Annotated in this window: 11 protein-coding genes and 1 pseudogene; 3 read left to right on the top strand and 9 right to left on the bottom strand. The window is 71.9% G+C overall.

What is annotated here, in order from left to right; all coding sequences use genetic code 11:
- Positions 1-57: 57 nt before the first annotated feature.
- A pseudogene (locus ACH4S7_RS13120) lies at positions 58-726 on the bottom strand (potassium channel family protein); the annotation flags it as partial.
- 139 nt (positions 727-865) lie between these two features.
- Between ACH4S7_RS13120 and ACH4S7_RS13115 the strand changes: the two are divergent.
- Positions 866-1,978 carry a potassium channel family protein gene (locus tag ACH4S7_RS13115; protein WP_398521201.1) on the top strand — a complete coding sequence of 371 codons (1,113 nt, stop codon included), beginning with the start codon at positions 866-868 and terminating at the stop codon, positions 1,976-1,978.
- 126 nt (positions 1,979-2,104) lie between these two features.
- On the opposite strand, the gene ACH4S7_RS13110 is transcribed toward ACH4S7_RS13115, so the two are convergent.
- The 5 genes from ACH4S7_RS13110 to pdhA form a co-directional block, all read right to left on the bottom strand.
- Positions 2,105-3,580, bottom strand: a complete 1,476-nt coding sequence (locus tag ACH4S7_RS13110) for a molybdopterin molybdotransferase MoeA (RefSeq protein WP_398521379.1) — start codon at positions 3,578-3,580, stop codon at positions 2,105-2,107.
- A gap of 107 nt (positions 3,581-3,687) precedes the next feature.
- Positions 3,688-4,836 (bottom strand): NTP transferase domain-containing protein, encoded by a 1,149-nt coding sequence (locus ACH4S7_RS13105; RefSeq protein WP_398521200.1) that lies wholly within the window; start codon positions 4,834-4,836, stop codon positions 3,688-3,690.
- Between the two features lie 87 nt (positions 4,837-4,923).
- Positions 4,924-6,429, bottom strand: a complete 1,506-nt coding sequence (locus ACH4S7_RS13100; protein WP_398521199.1) for a dihydrolipoamide acetyltransferase family protein — start codon at positions 6,427-6,429, stop codon at positions 4,924-4,926.
- Complete coding sequence (locus ACH4S7_RS13095) at positions 6,429-7,457, bottom strand: alpha-ketoacid dehydrogenase subunit beta (protein ID WP_398521198.1); 1,029 nt, start codon at positions 7,455-7,457, stop codon at positions 6,429-6,431. The genes ACH4S7_RS13100 and ACH4S7_RS13095 overlap by 1 nt, the downstream gene beginning before the upstream one ends.
- Entirely contained in the window at positions 7,454-8,590 is a 1,137-nt protein-coding gene (pdhA, locus tag ACH4S7_RS13090; RefSeq protein WP_398521378.1) for a pyruvate dehydrogenase (acetyl-transferring) E1 component subunit alpha, read from the bottom strand. Before pdhA ends, ACH4S7_RS13095 begins: the two co-directional genes overlap by 4 nt.
- A 189-nt stretch (positions 8,591-8,779) precedes the next feature.
- On the opposite strand from pdhA, the gene ACH4S7_RS13085 reads away from it, so the two are divergent.
- The gene (locus tag ACH4S7_RS13085; protein WP_398521197.1) at positions 8,780-9,358 is read left to right on the top strand and encodes an Lrp/AsnC family transcriptional regulator; all 579 of its coding nucleotides are present in this window, start codon (positions 8,780-8,782) and stop codon (positions 9,356-9,358) included.
- Between the two features lie 124 nt (positions 9,359-9,482).
- Here the strand turns inward: ACH4S7_RS13085 and ACH4S7_RS13080 are convergent, their stop codons facing one another.
- Entirely contained in the window at positions 9,483-10,085 is a 603-nt protein-coding gene (locus tag ACH4S7_RS13080; RefSeq protein WP_398521196.1) for a TetR/AcrR family transcriptional regulator, read from the bottom strand.
- Complete coding sequence (locus tag ACH4S7_RS13075; RefSeq protein WP_398521195.1) at positions 10,082-11,752, bottom strand: 3-hydroxyacyl-CoA dehydrogenase; 1,671 nt, start codon at positions 11,750-11,752, stop codon at positions 10,082-10,084. Before ACH4S7_RS13075 ends, ACH4S7_RS13080 begins: the two co-directional genes overlap by 4 nt.
- Positions 11,753-11,875: 123 nt before the next feature.
- On the opposite strand from ACH4S7_RS13075, the gene paaN reads away from it, so the two are divergent.
- Positions 11,876-13,552 (top strand): phenylacetic acid degradation protein PaaN, encoded by a 1,677-nt coding sequence (paaN, locus tag ACH4S7_RS13070; protein ID WP_398521194.1) that lies wholly within the window; start codon positions 11,876-11,878, stop codon positions 13,550-13,552.
- A 143-nt stretch (positions 13,553-13,695) separates the two neighbouring features.
- On the opposite strand, the gene ACH4S7_RS13065 is transcribed toward paaN, so the two are convergent.
- The gene (locus ACH4S7_RS13065) at positions 13,696-14,484 is read right to left on the bottom strand and encodes a TrmH family RNA methyltransferase (protein WP_398521193.1); all 789 of its coding nucleotides are present in this window, start codon (positions 14,482-14,484) and stop codon (positions 13,696-13,698) included.
- Positions 14,485-14,493: the final 9 nt, after the last annotated feature.

The following is a 14,493-nucleotide window of genomic DNA, read 5'->3' as shown; positions in this document are numbered from 1 at the left end:
TACTCCCGCGCCCGCCACGATCCGATGACGCCGCCCGCCCGCCCCGGTCCGCTGGAGCTACTCCGCCGTGCGGGGTGGGATGCCCGTGCCCCCGTCCGCCCGGACAATCGTGATCAGCCGGTCCGTTAGCTGAAGCGGGCTGGCCGCCGGATCGTCGTAGCCGAGCAGCCGATGCCCGCGCAGTACGGTCACCACCAGATCGCCCGTCTCTCGGACGTTCAGCCCCACCTCGGCCTTTATCACCGGCCGTTCGACCAGATCGAGCCCGCTGCCCTGCTGGATCAGATCCTCCATCACCGCGCCCGCGCTGGGGCTGAGCACGGAGAGCCCGAGCAGCCGGCCCGCCGCACTCGCACTCGTGATCACCGCGTCCGCGCCGGACTGCTTCAGCAGCGGCGCGTTCTCCTCCTCGCGCACCGCGGCGACGATCTTCGCCTCCCGGTTCAACTGACGGGCCGTGAGCGTCACCAGCACGGCCGTATCGTCTCGCTGGGTCGAGATGATGATCTGGCTGGCCCGCTGGACCTCCGCCCGGAGCAGCACATCGCTCCGGGTCGCGTCACCGACCACCCCGCCGAACCCTTCGGTGATGGCGGACTCGATCACCTTTCCGCTGGGGTCGACCACGATGATCTGGTCCTTCTTCAGTCCGGTGGCGGTCAACGTCTGAATCGCGGAACGCCCCTTTGTCCCGAAACCCACGACGACGGTGTGATCACGCAACGAATCCTCCAACGGTCCTGAATGACGCTACCGCCATGAGGGAAACCACGGACGCGACGCCCGGATGACCACGTCGTCCGCCAGGATCGGCGACCATGGTCACCCAAGCCGATCGAACGCACCACCGCCAGGGGGACACGCGATGAAGGACGAGAAGCAACCGACGTCCAGATCGGGGCCCATCTCAATTCTGCGCACCCTCTGGCTCCGCTCCCGCGCCGACGCCAAGGAGGACGCGGAGGCCGACCGTTCCATCACCATGCCCGCCCAGGCCAGTGTTCCGCCCCTGCAGCAGGTGCTTCGGCGACTGGCCATGGCGATGCTGGTACTGGCCGTCACCACCCTGCTCGTCTGGCTCGACCGCGCCGGCTACAGCGACAACGCCGATGGCAAGGTCGATTTCCTGGATGCGGCGTACTACACCACCGTCACCCTCTCCACCACGGGCTACGGCGATATCGCACCGGTCAGCGACGGCGCCCGGCTGACGAACATCTTCATCATCACGCCCCTCCGGGTGGTCTTCCTGATCATCCTGGTCGGCACCACCCTCGAAGTGCTCACCGAGCGCACCCGTCAGCAGGTGCGGGTCCACCGCTGGCGCTCCCGGATGCGTGACCATGTGATCGTCGTCGGCTACGGCACCAAGGGCCGGCACGCCATCGAGACACTGCGCGGTCGGGGCATCACCCTGGACAAGATCGTCGTGGTCGATCCCCAGCGCAAGGCGGTGGACGCCGCTAGCGCCGACGGACTGGTGGCCGTCCTCGGCGACGCCACCCGCTCCAAGACGCTTCTCAAGGCCGAGCTGGGGACCGCCGCCCGGGTGATCATCGCCCCGCAGCGCGACGACACCGCGACCCTGGTCACGCTCACCGCGCGCCAGCTCAACAAGCGGGCCACCATCGTCGTTGCCGTCCGTGAGGACGAGAACGTCCCGCTGCTGAAGCAGAGCGGGGCCGACACCGTGGTCACCAGCTCCAGCTCGGCGGGGCGGCTCCTGGGTGTCTCGATGGCGAGTCCCCATGTCGCCGGCATCCTGGAGGACTTGATGACCCGCGGCAGCGGGCTGAATCTCGCCGAACGCCCGGTCAGCAAGGACGAGGTGGGACGATCCCCCCGCGAGTGCTCCGACCTCGTCGTATCGGTCGTCCGGCGGAAGAAGATGCTGGACTACGCCGACCCGGAGTGCGCCACTCTCCAGTTCGGGGACCGACTGATCACCGTCAGCCGGGCCGAGCCCACCTACGCCTGACCATCCGGGCCCCGGGCCTGCCTGGGCCTGGGCCTGGGCCTGGGCGCCTGAGCCTGATCGCCCGGACCTGGACCCCGGGCGCCTGCCCCAATCACCCTCCCGGCCCGCGTTTCACGTGAAACACGCTCAGGTGGCTCCGGAAGGGGTCCCGGGTGCCCAGGGCAGATCCAATACTTCCAACCCGTCCCCCGGCCGCGCACCGCCCGGGGGAACGACCGCCAGCCCATCGGCGGCGGCGATCCCCCGCAACATGGCCGGCCCGCTGTAGCGCAGTGGCACCAGCCGCTCATCTCGGTAGACGAAGGGGACGAGCCGAGTGTCGTGCGGATGGCCGGTCACCTCGTCGCGTACTGGCACCCGATAGCCCAGCGGAGCCCGCAGCCCCGTGAGCCCACGCAGCAGCGGCTCGGCGAGGGTGAGTAGCCCCGATACGGCGGCCAGGGGGTTCCCCGGCAGCCCCACCAGATGACGGACCGGGAGATCGCCCTCGGTGGGAAGCGCGGCCAGCAGCATCGGATGGCCGGGCCGGACGGCGACCCCATCGACCAGCAGCTCGGCCCCCACCTTCCGGAGCACGGGGTGCACATGATCAACCGGCCCGGCGGCCGTACCGCCCGTGGTGAGTACGAGATCGGCATCGGAGGTGGTGACGGCCCGGTGGACAGCATCGGCGTCGTCGCCAAGGCGTCGAGTACCGATGACATCGGCGCCGAGGCTGCTCAACCAGGGGCTGATCATGGGACCGAGGGCGTCACGGATCAGCCCCTCGTGCGGGAGTCCGTCGCTGAGTAGCTCGTCGCCGAGGACGAGCACCTCGACCCGCGGCCGCTCGGCGACGAGCAGTTCGTCATAGCCCGCAGCGGCGGCCAGCCCCAACACGGCCGGGGTCACCAGGGAACGAGCGGGCAGCAGATGATCGCCTACGCGGCACTCCTGACCGCGCGGTCGGATGTCCTCTCCTGGGTGCGGTGCCCGCACGGCATGCAGCAGTCGGCGTTCTGGGCTGAGCCGGGCGTACTCAGCGCGCATCACGGCGGTGGCCCCTGGCGGGGTACGGGCGCCGGTGGCGATCCGTACCGCCGTACCGTCCTCCAGGGGCGGCAGGGTGCCGAGCCCGGCGAGGATCGAACCGTCGTCGACCCGCCAGGGTCCGGGCCCGGCGACGGCCCAACCGTCCATGGCGGAGGTGTCGAAGGACGGCAGATCGCAGAGCGCGGTGAGCGGTGCGGCGAGCACCCGGCCGAGGGACCGCTCCAGCGGCACCCGTCCGGTACGGGGTGAGCCCGTGCGCCCGGTCCGCGCGGCCAGCTCCCGCGCCGCCGCCCATGCGGTCACCCGCTGGCGCCCGGCCCTCCGCCCCGGCTCGCGCGCGGCGTCGGGGTCGGGCGCAGGGTCGGTATCGAGGGTGGGGGCGACGGCAGGGGCGGGCTCGGGCCGCGCAGGACCGTTGACCAGCGCGAGAGCCTCCTCCACACCGTCAGACACCCACTCCGCACCCACTTCTGTGGCCGCTTTCGTGCCGGCTTCCGTCCCGCGCCCGCTCCCGCGCTCCGTGCTGTGTCCCGTGCTGGGCGCCGTGGCACGGTCAGGGCCTTGTTCCATGGCGCGTTCAGGGGTGTGCTCAGGGGCCTGCTCAGGGCTGTCGCCGGTCGTACGGGAGGTACGCGCGCGGGTCCCGCCCGGCGCGGCGGTCTCCCGGCCCCGGGCGCTCATCCGGCAGTGGCCTGACCGGACGCACCGGCAGCGGACCCGGGTTGGTCGGCGCCGGCCCCCGGCGCACCGCCGTCGGCACCGGCCGGTTGAGTCTGCGGGCCCGGTTCAGACCGTTCGGCCTGTGCAGCGTGTTCGGCGTGTTCGGCGTGCTCGGCCTCCGCCGCCCAACGTCCGGCGAGGGCGACGGCCTTGCGGATGGCCTCCGCCACCGCCTCGTCGGGTACGCGGCCGTTCCGGCCGGCCATGGCCGCCGCGTACCCCACGAGGAACGTGGTCAGTGGCGCGGCGGGCCTGGCGACACCGTGCGCGGCGTCCCTGGCGAGGTCGAGCAGGGCATGGGTGTCGACATCGAGCTCAATGCCGAGTTCGTCCTTGACCGCGGTGATCCATTCATCCAGCACGTTCCCATGCTCCCTGATCCGGGCCCGGGCGGCGGAGATGTCCTCCCAGGTGTCGCAGTCGAATGACGCCAGTGGCCCGGCATCGATCCGGGCGAGGTCCAGCTCGTTCGTCAGCAGCCGCAGCGGCAACCCGGCCAGGCTTCCGTGCTCGGTCGCGAGGAGCGCGAGTTCACGGCGCAGCGGCTCCGCCCGGTACACGGCGACCAACGGCTGCTCCCGCCCATCGGCGTCGACCACCAGCACCCCCTCGGGCTGACCTCCGCCTTCGGGCCGGCCGGTACCGAGCGCCTCCAACAGTCGGCGCACGGTCGGCTCCCCCAGGAACGGCAGGTCGGCCGAGAACACGAGAACGGCCTGGTTCTCCCCTGCGAGCTGTCGCACCCCTGCGTCCAGCGCCGCGAGCGGCCCTCCTCCCGTCGGTTCCTCGCGCGCCCAGACCACGGGCCGCGCGGTGGCCCTGCGCCCGCCTACGACGACCGTGCGCCCCGCCTCCCGGCAGGCCCCGAGCACCCGATCGAGCAGGGGCCGCCCGCCCACGCTCAGCCCCGGCTTATCGGCTCCACCCAGCCGTCTCGCCGCCCCTCCGGCCAGTACGACGGCGTCGTACCCGGCCCCGCCGCCCGCGCCGCCGATCGGTTCACCGGTCGGTTCACCACTGGTCCCACCGGTGGTCCCACCGGTGGGTACGGCGTCGGTCCCACCAGTCGGTTGGCCGCTGGTCTCGCTGCCCGGGTTCGCTCTCATGCCCCGCAGTATCGTCCCCGCGCCGGGAACCGGAAGCTCCCCCGCCCTTCCGGCACCCGACCGGGCCCGTACCTCGGACGGGTCCTCCTAGAGCTCGCGCAGCAGCACCGCCGGGCGCTCCACGCAGTCGGCGACATGGCGCAGGAATCCACCCGCCGTACCGCCGTCGCACACCCGGTGGTCGAAGGTGAGCGAGAGCTGAACGACCTGGCGAACGGCTATCTCCCCCTGGTGGACCCAGGGCCTGGGCACGATCCGGCCCACGCCGAGCATCGCCGCCTCCGGGTGGTTGATGATCGGTGTGGAGCCGTCCACACCGAACACCCCGTAGTTGTTCAGGGTGAAGGTGCCTCCGGTCAGATCCGCGGGGGTGAGCGTCCCCTGTCGGGCCGCCTCGGTCAGCCGGCCGAACTCCGCGCTCAGTGACGCCGTCGAACGGCTCTGCGCGTCCCGGACCACGGGGACGACCAATCCCCGTTCGGTCTGCGCCGCGAACCCCAGATGCACCTCGGAGAGGCGCACGATCTCCCTCGCGGCCATGTCCACGGTGGAGTTCAGCTCCGGATGCCGGGCGAGCGCCGCCGTACAGATCCGGGCGAGCAGCGCGATCAGTGAGATCTTCGGGCCGCCCGCCGTGTTCATCGCGGCCCGCGCGGCCATCAGCTCGGTCGCGTCCGCGTCGACCCAGCAGGTGGCGTCCGGAATCTCGCTGCGACTGCGGGAGAGCTTGTCGGCCACCGCGCCCCGGACGCCCCGCAGCGGGACACGCTCCCCGCGCGGCGCCACGGCGGCCACGACAGTGACGGGCCCGGGAGCGGCGGCCGGCTCGGCCACCGCCCGCGCGGCGGACTCGACGTCCGCCCGCAGAATCAGTCCGTCAGGACCCGACCCCGTCAGCTCCCGCAGATCAAGGCGGTGCTCACGCGCCAGCCGTCGGACGAGGGGCGATATGACGGCCACCGGCCCGCTCCGCGCGGCTCCCACGGCATCACCGGCGATCGTGGCGACCGCCCCGGCCGGAGTGTCCGCCAGCCCGCGGGAGGCTTGCGCTGAGACCCCGGCCCGCGCCGTGGTCCCGACCGGCGCCGTGGTCCCGACCGGCGCCGTGGTCCCGGCCGGCGCGCTGGCCTTGGCCCGGGTGGTGGCGGCCATGGCGGGCCGGAGCCGCCTCCGCCGCGCCATCGGCGCCCCCGTCCCGTAGCCGACGAGGACATTCCCCGACGCCTCACCCGGGTCACCGCTCGCCGGGGCGCCACCCGTGCCGACGCCTCCCGCCACACCGCCCGTGCCACCACTCGCCGACGTGCCACCGGAGGACCCGGCGCCAGCCGCTTCCCGGGTGTCTTCCGCCCCGACCGCGACCGTCAGCAACGGCGCGCCCACCGGCAGCTCCGTCCCCTCCTCGCCGAAGCGCGCGGTGATCACACCCCCGTAGGGGCAGGGCACCTCCACCATCGCCTTCGCCGTCTCAACCTCCACGACGGGCTGGTCGATCGCGACGACATCGCCCACCGCGACCAGCCAGCGCACGATCTCCGCCTCGGTCAGCCCCTCGCCGAGATCCGGCAGCTTGAACTCCAGCACCCGCGCCATCAGCTGTCCGCCTCCCACTGCAACCGCGCCACCGCGTCCAGCACCCGGTCGACGCCGGGCAGATGGTGCCGCTCTAGCATCGGCGGCGGATACGGGATGTCGAACCCCGCCACCCGCAGCACCGGCGCCTCCAGATGATGGAAGCAGCGCTCCGTGACCCGGGCGGCGATCTCTCCTCCGGGGCCCCCGAAACCGGTGGCCTCGTGCACCACGACCGCGCGCCCCGTGCGCCGTACCGAGGCGGTGACCGTCGCGTCGTCGAAGGGCACCAGCGAGCGCAGATCCACGACCTCTAGATCCCAGCCCTCGGCCACCGCGGCCTCCGCCGCCTCCATACAGACCGGCAGCGACGGCCCATAGGTGATCAGCGTGGCGCTGCGGCCGGTGCGCCGGACGACGGCCCGGCCTATCGGCTCGACCCGGCCCGGCGCCTCGGGCGACCACGGTGCCTTCGACCAGTAGAGCCGCTTCGGCTCCAGGAAGACCACCGGATCGTCGCTGGCGATCGCGGCCCTGAGCAGCCCGTACGCGTCATCGACGGTCGCGGGCGTGACGACGTGCAGCCCCGGGGTCGCCATGTAGTACGCCTCGGACGAATCGCTGTGGTGCTCGACACCGCCGATCCCGCCGCCGTACGGCACCCGGATGGTGAGGGGCAGCGCCATTCCGCCGCGCGTGCGGTTCCGCGTCCGGGAGACATGGCTGATCAACTGCTCGAACGCCGGATAGGCGAAGGCGTCGAACTGCATCTCGACCACCGGACGCAGTCCGTACATCGCCATACCGACGGCCGCTCCGAGGATGCCCGCCTCCGCGAGCGGGGTGTCGGTGCACCGGTCGTCGCCGAACTCCGCGGCGAGCCCGTCGGTGATCCGGAAGACCCCGCCGAGCGTGCCGACGTCCTCGCCCAGCACATGGACCGAGGGATCGTCGGCCATGGCGTCGCGCATGGCGCACCGGAGGGCCTGGGCCATGGTGGCCGGCTTCGCCGCGGTCGCGGCGGGCGCCGGGGTGGTGGCCGTGGTCATCGTGCTTCCCCCTCCGCTTCCAACTCGGTCCGGAGCTGGTCCGCCTGCTCCCGCAGCTGGCTGGTCGGCTCGGCGTAGACATGGGCGAACAGATCCATCGGGTCGAGCACCGGCTCGGCGTTCATCCGCGCACGCAGCCCGGCCGCCATGGCCTCCGCCGCGTCGGCGGCGGCCCGCCGGGCCTTCTCGTCGAGCAACCCGCGACCGGTCAGCTCCCGCTCCAGCAGCGTGATCGGATCGTGCTCCCGCCAGGTCTGGACCTCGGCGTCGCCGCGGTAGCGGGTGGCGTCGTCGGCGTTCGTATGGGCTTCGAGCCGGTAGGTCACCGCCTCGATCAGGGTCGGGCCACCGCCCCCGCGGGCGCGGGCCACGGCCTCGGAGAGCACCTGGTGCACGGCCGGCGCGTCGTTTCCGTCGACCAGACGGCCCGGCATTCCATACCCCACGGCCTTGTGGGCCAGGGAGGGGGCGGCGGTCTGCTTGGCCAGCGGTACGGAGATCGCGAAGCCGTTGTTCTGCACCAGGAAGACCACGGGGGCACCCCAGACGGCCGCGAAATTCAGCGCCTCGTGGAAATCGCCCTCGCTGGTGCCGCCGTCGCCGACCATGGCGAGCGCGACGACGTCGTCACCCTTGAGCCGGGCCGCGTGGGCCAGGCCCACGGCATGGGGCAACTGGGTGGCGAGCGGCGTGCACAAGGGAGCCACCCGGTGCTCCCGGGGGTCGTATCCGGTGTGCCAGTCGCCGCGCAGCAGCGTCAGCGCCTGCACCGGGTCCACTCCGCGCGCCACCGCCGCGAGCGTGTCGCGATAGCTGGGGAAGAGCCAGTCCCGCTCCTCCAGGGCCAGCGCAGCGGCGACCTCGCACGCCTCCTGTCCGGTGCTCGACGGGTAGACCGCGAGCCTGCCCTGCTTGGTGAGGGCGGTCGCCTGCGCGTTGTACCTACGGCCGCGCACCAGCTCCGCGTACAGCCTCAGGAGGAGCTCGGGGTCGGCGTCCGCCGCGGCGTCCGTGCCGAGCACCCGGAAGGGCTCCGGGTCGGGGAGCAGCGGCGCGGGGTCGGTGCGGGGCTGCCAGGCCGGGGGCGGGGTCAGCCGGTACGCGATGGCACCGGGCGGCTCCTGGACCGTCATGCTGCTTTTTCGCAAGGCGAGCACCTCCTCGTGGGAGCGACGACGAAGCGGCCCGAATGTGGCGCGCCTCACCTACCGATTGTTCGGTCGTGGACGCATTTTGGCTACAGGCGCCTTCAGCCTGTGGACAAACGGTTCTCCACAGCCTGTGATGGAGCCAGGTCGTCCATGCCAGGGAGGCGGGGGGATATGACAGCTAAACAAATGGCCGAAGACGCCGACCACGGGGACCGTGCCGACCAGGGCGGATACCGTTTCGAGCAGGGTGCTCCGCCCCGCGCGCTCGATGCCATCGACCGCGACATCCTGCGCATCCTCCAGTCGGACGGCCGCGCCTCGATACGGTCGGTCGCCGAGCGGGTCCATGTGTCGCGCGCCAACGCCTACGCCCGGATCAACCGGCTCATCGACGACGGTGTCATTCGCGGGTTCAGCGCTCGGATCAATCACGAACGCGCTGGTCAGGGGGCATCCGCATATATCACGCTAAAGATCGTGCAGAACTCCTGGCGGACCGTGCGCGAACAGCTCCAGGCGCTGCCGGGGGCCGCGCACATCGCGCTGGTCAGCGGCGATTTCGACGTACTGCTCCTGGTCCACACCCCGGACAACCGCACCCTGCGCGAACTCGTCCTCACCAGGATCCAGGCCATCCCCGAGGTCCTGTCCACCCGGACGCTGTTGGTGTTCGAGGAGACGGATCTCGACCCCGCGCCCCCAGCACTCCCGTCAGCACCACCGGCGCCTCCGGACGGCCAACCCCTGTAGCCACCGGGATCCCCCCTCCGGGGGGCCGCCCGGTGCGGGTCGCGAGAGACCCGACCCGTATCCCCGGGTCCCGCCGCTCACTTCCCGCGCCGCCGCTCAGTTCCCCGCCGTTCGGCCCCGCCGCTCAGTTCCCCGCCGCATGCGTCCGCAGCCCGTCGAAGGCGAGCCGGGCGACCGTCTCGGCGACCTGTTCGCTCTCGTACCCCCCACCGGGGTGCGGTCGGTACCACTCCACCAGGGAGTTCACCATGCCGAAGAGCAGCCGGGTCGCCAGCCGGATGTCCACGTCAGCGCGCAGATCACCGTCGGCCGCCGCCGCCTTCAACAGATCGGCGACCCGCTGGTCGAACTCCCGGCGCCGCTCCATCGCCCAGCGCTCGGTCTTCGTATTGCCCCGCACCCGCAGCAGCAGCGTCACATAGGGCAGTTCGGCCACCAGCACCTCCACGGTGCGCCGGGTCGCGTACTCGACCCGCTCGATGGCCCGCCCGTGCATCGCCCCCGGCTCGTCGAGAACGGCGAAGAGCGAATCGAGCGCCCGGCTCACCGCCCGGCGCAGCAACTCCTCCTTACCGGCGACATGGTGGTAGATGGAGGACTTGGAGATGCCCGCCGCCCGGGAGAGGTGCTCCATGGAGGTGCCGTCGTAACCGCGCTCGTTGAAGACGCGCACGGCCACGGTCAGCAGGGTCTCCGGCGTGTAGGTGTCGCGCTTGGCCGTGCTCATGCTTCCGTTCCCTCTCCAACACCGGCGCCGGCGAGGTCCGCCCCACCGTCGGATACGCCCGTACCACCACTCCCACCAGGATCTTCACCGGCTGCCTCAGCAGCGAGAAAAGAGCGCTGGAAGAGCGCGAGCCCCGGGGCGTACCGCCCGCCCGGCACCCGTTCGTGCACGGACTCCAGCAGGTCATGGGCCCAGCCACGGGGCAGTCGGCGGTCCCATGCGAAGGGCCCCACGGGGTAGTTGACGCCGAGCCGCATCGCCGTGTCGATGTCGTCCTCGGTGGCGACCCCCTTGACGACGGCGTCCGTGGCGATGTCGATCAGCATCGCGACCGTACGGGCCACGATCATCCCCGGTACGTCTCCGATCACGCTGACGCTCTTGCCCAGCGCCTGGAAGAGGCCGATCGCCTCCTGAAGGGTGCGTTCGGGGGTGTCGGGGGAGACGGCGAGCGCGACCCGGGTGGCGGCCCGGTAGTCGAGGGCGAGATCGAAGTAGACGAGATCCCGGTACTCGGCGGAGGTCTGACCGTCGGCGAGCACCAACTGCCCACCGCTCGGCAGCACCAGGCGGGTGCCGTCGTCCTCGTCCTCCGTACGGAGGGTGACCGGGGACTCGGCGATCAGCTCCAGCAGGCCGGCCGCTGCGCCGAGCCGACCCTCGGCGATCACATAAGCGGGGGCGTCGGCCGGCGCCGCCGTGTGCGGCTCCGGTCGCTCGGCCCCCGGCCCGTACGCGTACCAGCCACGGCCCGTCTTGCGGCCCAGCAGCCCCGCCTCGACCAGCCGCCGCTGCGCCAGGGACGGGGTGAACTTCGCGCTCCGGAAGAAGGATTCCCAGACGGACCCGGTGACGGCCGCATTGACGTCCTGCCCGATCAGATCGGTCAGCTCGAAGGGGCCCATCCGGAAGCCGCCGCACTCCCGCAGCACCGCGTCGATCGTCGCGGGGTCGGCCGCCCGGTCCTCGTGGACCGCGAATGCCTCCGCGTAGAAGGGCCGCGCGACGCGGTTGACGATGAAACCGGGCAGATCGGCACAGCGCACCGGGGACTTGCCCCAGGCCGCCACCGTCGCCGCCGCGCGCGCCGCCGATGTCTCATCGGTGGCGAAGCCGCTGACGACCTCGACCAGTGGGAGCAGGGGCGCCGGGTTGAAGAAGTGCAGACCGACCAACCGGCCGGGGCGCTCCAGGGCCCCCGCGACGGCCGTGACGGAGAGGGAGGAGGTATTGGTGGCGAGGAGGCAGTCGCCGGCGACTATCTCCTCCAGCGCGGTGAACAGCTCTTGTTTGACGCTCAGTCGCTCGACGACCGCTTCGATGACGAGCGCCGCGTCGGCGAGGTCCGCGAGGTCGGCGGCGGGACTCAGCCGCGCACGGGCGGCGTCCCGCTCGGCCGCTGTCGTACGGCCCTTGTCGACCAGCCGGTCCAGCCGGGCGCCGATCGCGACCGCCGCCTCATCGGCCCGCCCGGGGACGGCGTCGTAGAGCCGTACGGGATGGCCGGCGGCGAGGGCCACCTGGGCGATGCCCTGCCCCATGGTGCCGGTGCCGACCACGGCGACGGTGCGGCCGGGGTCCACGGCTCCGCTCCCGCCCTCGGTCACCGCGGTGGCGGGCACGGCGTTGGCGGTCCCCGCTGGGGCGGTCGGATCGATGGCGGTCATGGGAGTGATACTCCCGGATGAGTTATCCACAGGTATGACAGGCCCCCTTGTACCGACCGATCGTTCGGTTACTCTAACTCTGTCCGCCCATTCCTGCCCAGCTCGACGAGGAGTTGGTCCCTCATGCAGCTCACCGAGACCCGGTTGACCGAGAGCCACCGGCCGACGCTCGACCAGGCCATCGAAGCGATCCGCACCCGCGCCTACTGGTCCCCGCACCCCGAGCACCCCAAGGCGTACGGCGAGAGCGCGCCGACCGAGGGACTCGCGGCCTTCGAGGCACTCCACGGCACCCGATTCGACCTCGACCAGCCCGGCACCGACGGCTGGACGGGCGCCGAGACCTCGCCGTACGGACCGGAGTTGCGCATCGAGTATCCGCATCCGGATGTGGATGTCCTGCTGCCCGCGATGCGCGCGGCGATGCCCGCCTGGCGCGCGGCCGGACCCGAGCTGCGGGCCCTGGTCTGTGTGGAGATCCTCTCCCGCATCAGTGCCCGCACCCATGAGTTCGCGCACGCGGTGATGCACACCAGCGGCCAGGCGTTCATGATGGCGTTCCAGGCGGGTGGGCCCCATGCCCAGGACCGCGGCCTGGAAGCCGTGGCGTACGCGTACACCGAGCAGACCCGCACCCCCACCGACGCCGACTGGTCCAAGCCCCAGGGCAAGCGCCCCCCACTGGATCTGCGGAAGAGCTTCACCCCGGCCGGTCGCGGCATCTCCCTACTGATCGGCTGCAACACCTTCCCCACGTGGAACGGCTACCCCGGCCTGTTCGCGTCCCTGGCCACCGGCAATCCGGTGCTGGTCAAACCGCACCCCCGGGCGGTGCTGCCGCTGGCGCTCACGGTGCGCGTGGCCCGCGAGGTGCTCACGGAGGCCGGCTTCGACCCGAATCTGGTCTGCCTGGCCGCCGAGCGCCCCGGTGAGGGCATCGCCAAGACCCTGGCGGTGCGCCCCGAGATCAAGGTCATCGACTACACGGGCTCCACCGCCTTTGGCGATTGGCTGGAGTTCAACGCCCGCCAGGCGCAGGTCTACACCGAGAAGGCGGGGGTCAACACGGTCGTCGTGGACTCCACCGACGACTACCGGGGGATGCTCTCCAATCTGGCGTTCTCGCTCTCCCTGTACAGCGGCCAGATGTGCACCACCCCGCAGAATCTGCTGATCCCCCGGGACGGCATCGAGACGGACGACGGACCCAAGTCGTACGACACGGTGGTGACCGACCTCGCGGCGTCGGTGAGCGGCCTGCTCGGCGATGACGCGCGGGCCAATGCCGTGCTGGGCGCCCTGGTCAACCCGGGGGTGAAGGAGCGCCTTGAGGGCGCGTCCGAGCTGGGTGAAGTGGCCCTGGCCACCCGGGAGATCACCCACCCGGACTTCCCCGACGCCGTGGTCCGCACCCCCGTGATCGTCAAGCTCGACGGCACCAAGCCCGACGCTGAGGCGGCGTATCTGGCCGAGTGCTTCGGACCGGTGTCGTTCGCGGTCGCCGTCGACTCGACGGCGGACGCCCTGGAGCTGCTGCGGCGCACGATCCGCGACAAGGGCGCGATGACCGTCGGCGCGTACACCACATCGGAGGAGACCGAGCGCGCGATCGAGGAGATCTGCCTGGACGAGTCGGCGCAGCTCTCGCTGAATCTGACTGGCGGGGTGTACGTCAACCAGACTGCGGCGTTCTCCGATTTCCACGGCTCGGGCGGCAACCCCGCGGCGAACGCCGCCCTGTGCGACGGCGCCTTCGTCGCCAACCGCTTCCGGGTCGTGGAGGTGCGCCGCCAGGCGTGACCGGAGCCACCGCTCGTCCGGGGCGCGAGCCGTGACCCCCGAGCCCCCGAGCCCCCGGGCCCGCAGACCGGACGAGCGGTGCCACGGCGGCGCCCCACAGCGGCCGGGGAGCCCGCCCCCCCGGGGCCCCGGGCCTACAGCCCTTACGCGCCTACGGGCCGGGGTGTCGGGTCCTGGGTGCCCGCGGGTCCTCCCCAGTGGAAGAGCGCCATGGCGACGCTCGTGGCGAGGTTGTAGCTGGACACCTGGGGGCGCATGGGAAGGGCCAGCAGTCTGGTCGCCCGGCTCCGGAGTTCCGGTGAGACCCCGTGGCGTTCGGAGCCGAACACCAGCAGCGCGTCGTCGGGGATGGTGACCGTCCTGATGTCGTCGCCCTCCGGGTCCAGGACATACAGCGGCCCCGGGGGGAAGTCATCGGGCGGCAGCCGTTCGACGGCGGTCGCGAAGTGGAGGCCGGCGCCCGCCCGGAGCACATTCGGATGCCAGGGATCGGTGTCGCCGGTGGTGATCACACCGGTGGCGCCGAATCCGGCGGCCAGACGTACGACGGCTCCGACGTTTCCGAGGTTGCGCGGGTTGTCCAGCACGACGACCGGGGCCCGTCTGGGCAGCTCCGCCAGGGTCCCCACATTGGCGCCACGGCCGCGCCGCGTCGCGAGAGCGGCCACCCGGGTGGGGTGGATCCTCGGGACCAGCTCCCGCAGGGTCTCCAGGGGCACCTCGGTGACGAGTTCCCCGATCCGGTCGGTCACGTCGTCGGCGAGGTCGGCCGCGAGCGCCAGCACGGCCGCCCGGTCGCTGCTGACCGCGAGCCGCACGTCCGCGTTGAACCGGAGCGCGTGTTTCAGCGCGTGGAAGCCGTCGAGCAGCACAGCATCGGGCGCGGTCTCACGCCAGCGCGCCACCGCCGCCGAGGCGTCATCGTCACTCATCACATCAGG

This window comes from Streptomyces sp. NPDC020965, from assembly GCF_044333555.1.
Lineage (GTDB): Bacteria > Actinomycetota > Actinomycetes > Streptomycetales > Streptomycetaceae > Streptomyces.
Note: the sequence above shows the minus strand (reverse complement) of the source record. Positions and strands in the feature narration are given on the sequence as shown.

Coding starts and splice junctions, on each gene's coding strand:
- ACH4S7_RS13115 (WP_398521201.1), top strand. CDS start 866: ATGAAGGACGAGAAGCAACCGACGTCCAGATCGGGGCCCATCTCAATT.
- ACH4S7_RS13110 (WP_398521379.1), bottom strand. CDS start 3,580: ATGGAACAAGGCCCTGACCGTGCCACGGCGCCCAGCACGGGACACAGC.
- ACH4S7_RS13105 (WP_398521200.1), bottom strand. CDS start 4,836: ATGAGAGCGAACCCGGGCAGCGAGACCAGCGGCCAACCGACTGGTGGG.
- ACH4S7_RS13100 (WP_398521199.1), bottom strand. CDS start 6,429: ATGGCGCGGGTGCTGGAGTTCAAGCTGCCGGATCTCGGCGAGGGGCTG.
- ACH4S7_RS13095 (WP_398521198.1), bottom strand. CDS start 7,457: ATGACCACGGCCACCACCCCGGCGCCCGCCGCGACCGCGGCGAAGCCG.
- pdhA (WP_398521378.1), bottom strand. CDS start 8,590: ATGACGGTCCAGGAGCCGCCCGGTGCCATCGCGTACCGGCTGACCCCG.
- ACH4S7_RS13085 (WP_398521197.1), top strand. CDS start 8,780: ATGACAGCTAAACAAATGGCCGAAGACGCCGACCACGGGGACCGTGCC.
- ACH4S7_RS13080 (WP_398521196.1), bottom strand. CDS start 10,085: ATGAGCACGGCCAAGCGCGACACCTACACGCCGGAGACCCTGCTGACC.
- ACH4S7_RS13075 (WP_398521195.1), bottom strand. CDS start 11,752: ATGACCGCCATCGATCCGACCGCCCCAGCGGGGACCGCCAACGCCGTG.
- paaN (WP_398521194.1), top strand. CDS start 11,876: ATGCAGCTCACCGAGACCCGGTTGACCGAGAGCCACCGGCCGACGCTC.
- ACH4S7_RS13065 (WP_398521193.1), bottom strand. CDS start 14,484: ATGAGTGACGATGACGCCTCGGCGGCGGTGGCGCGCTGGCGTGAGACC.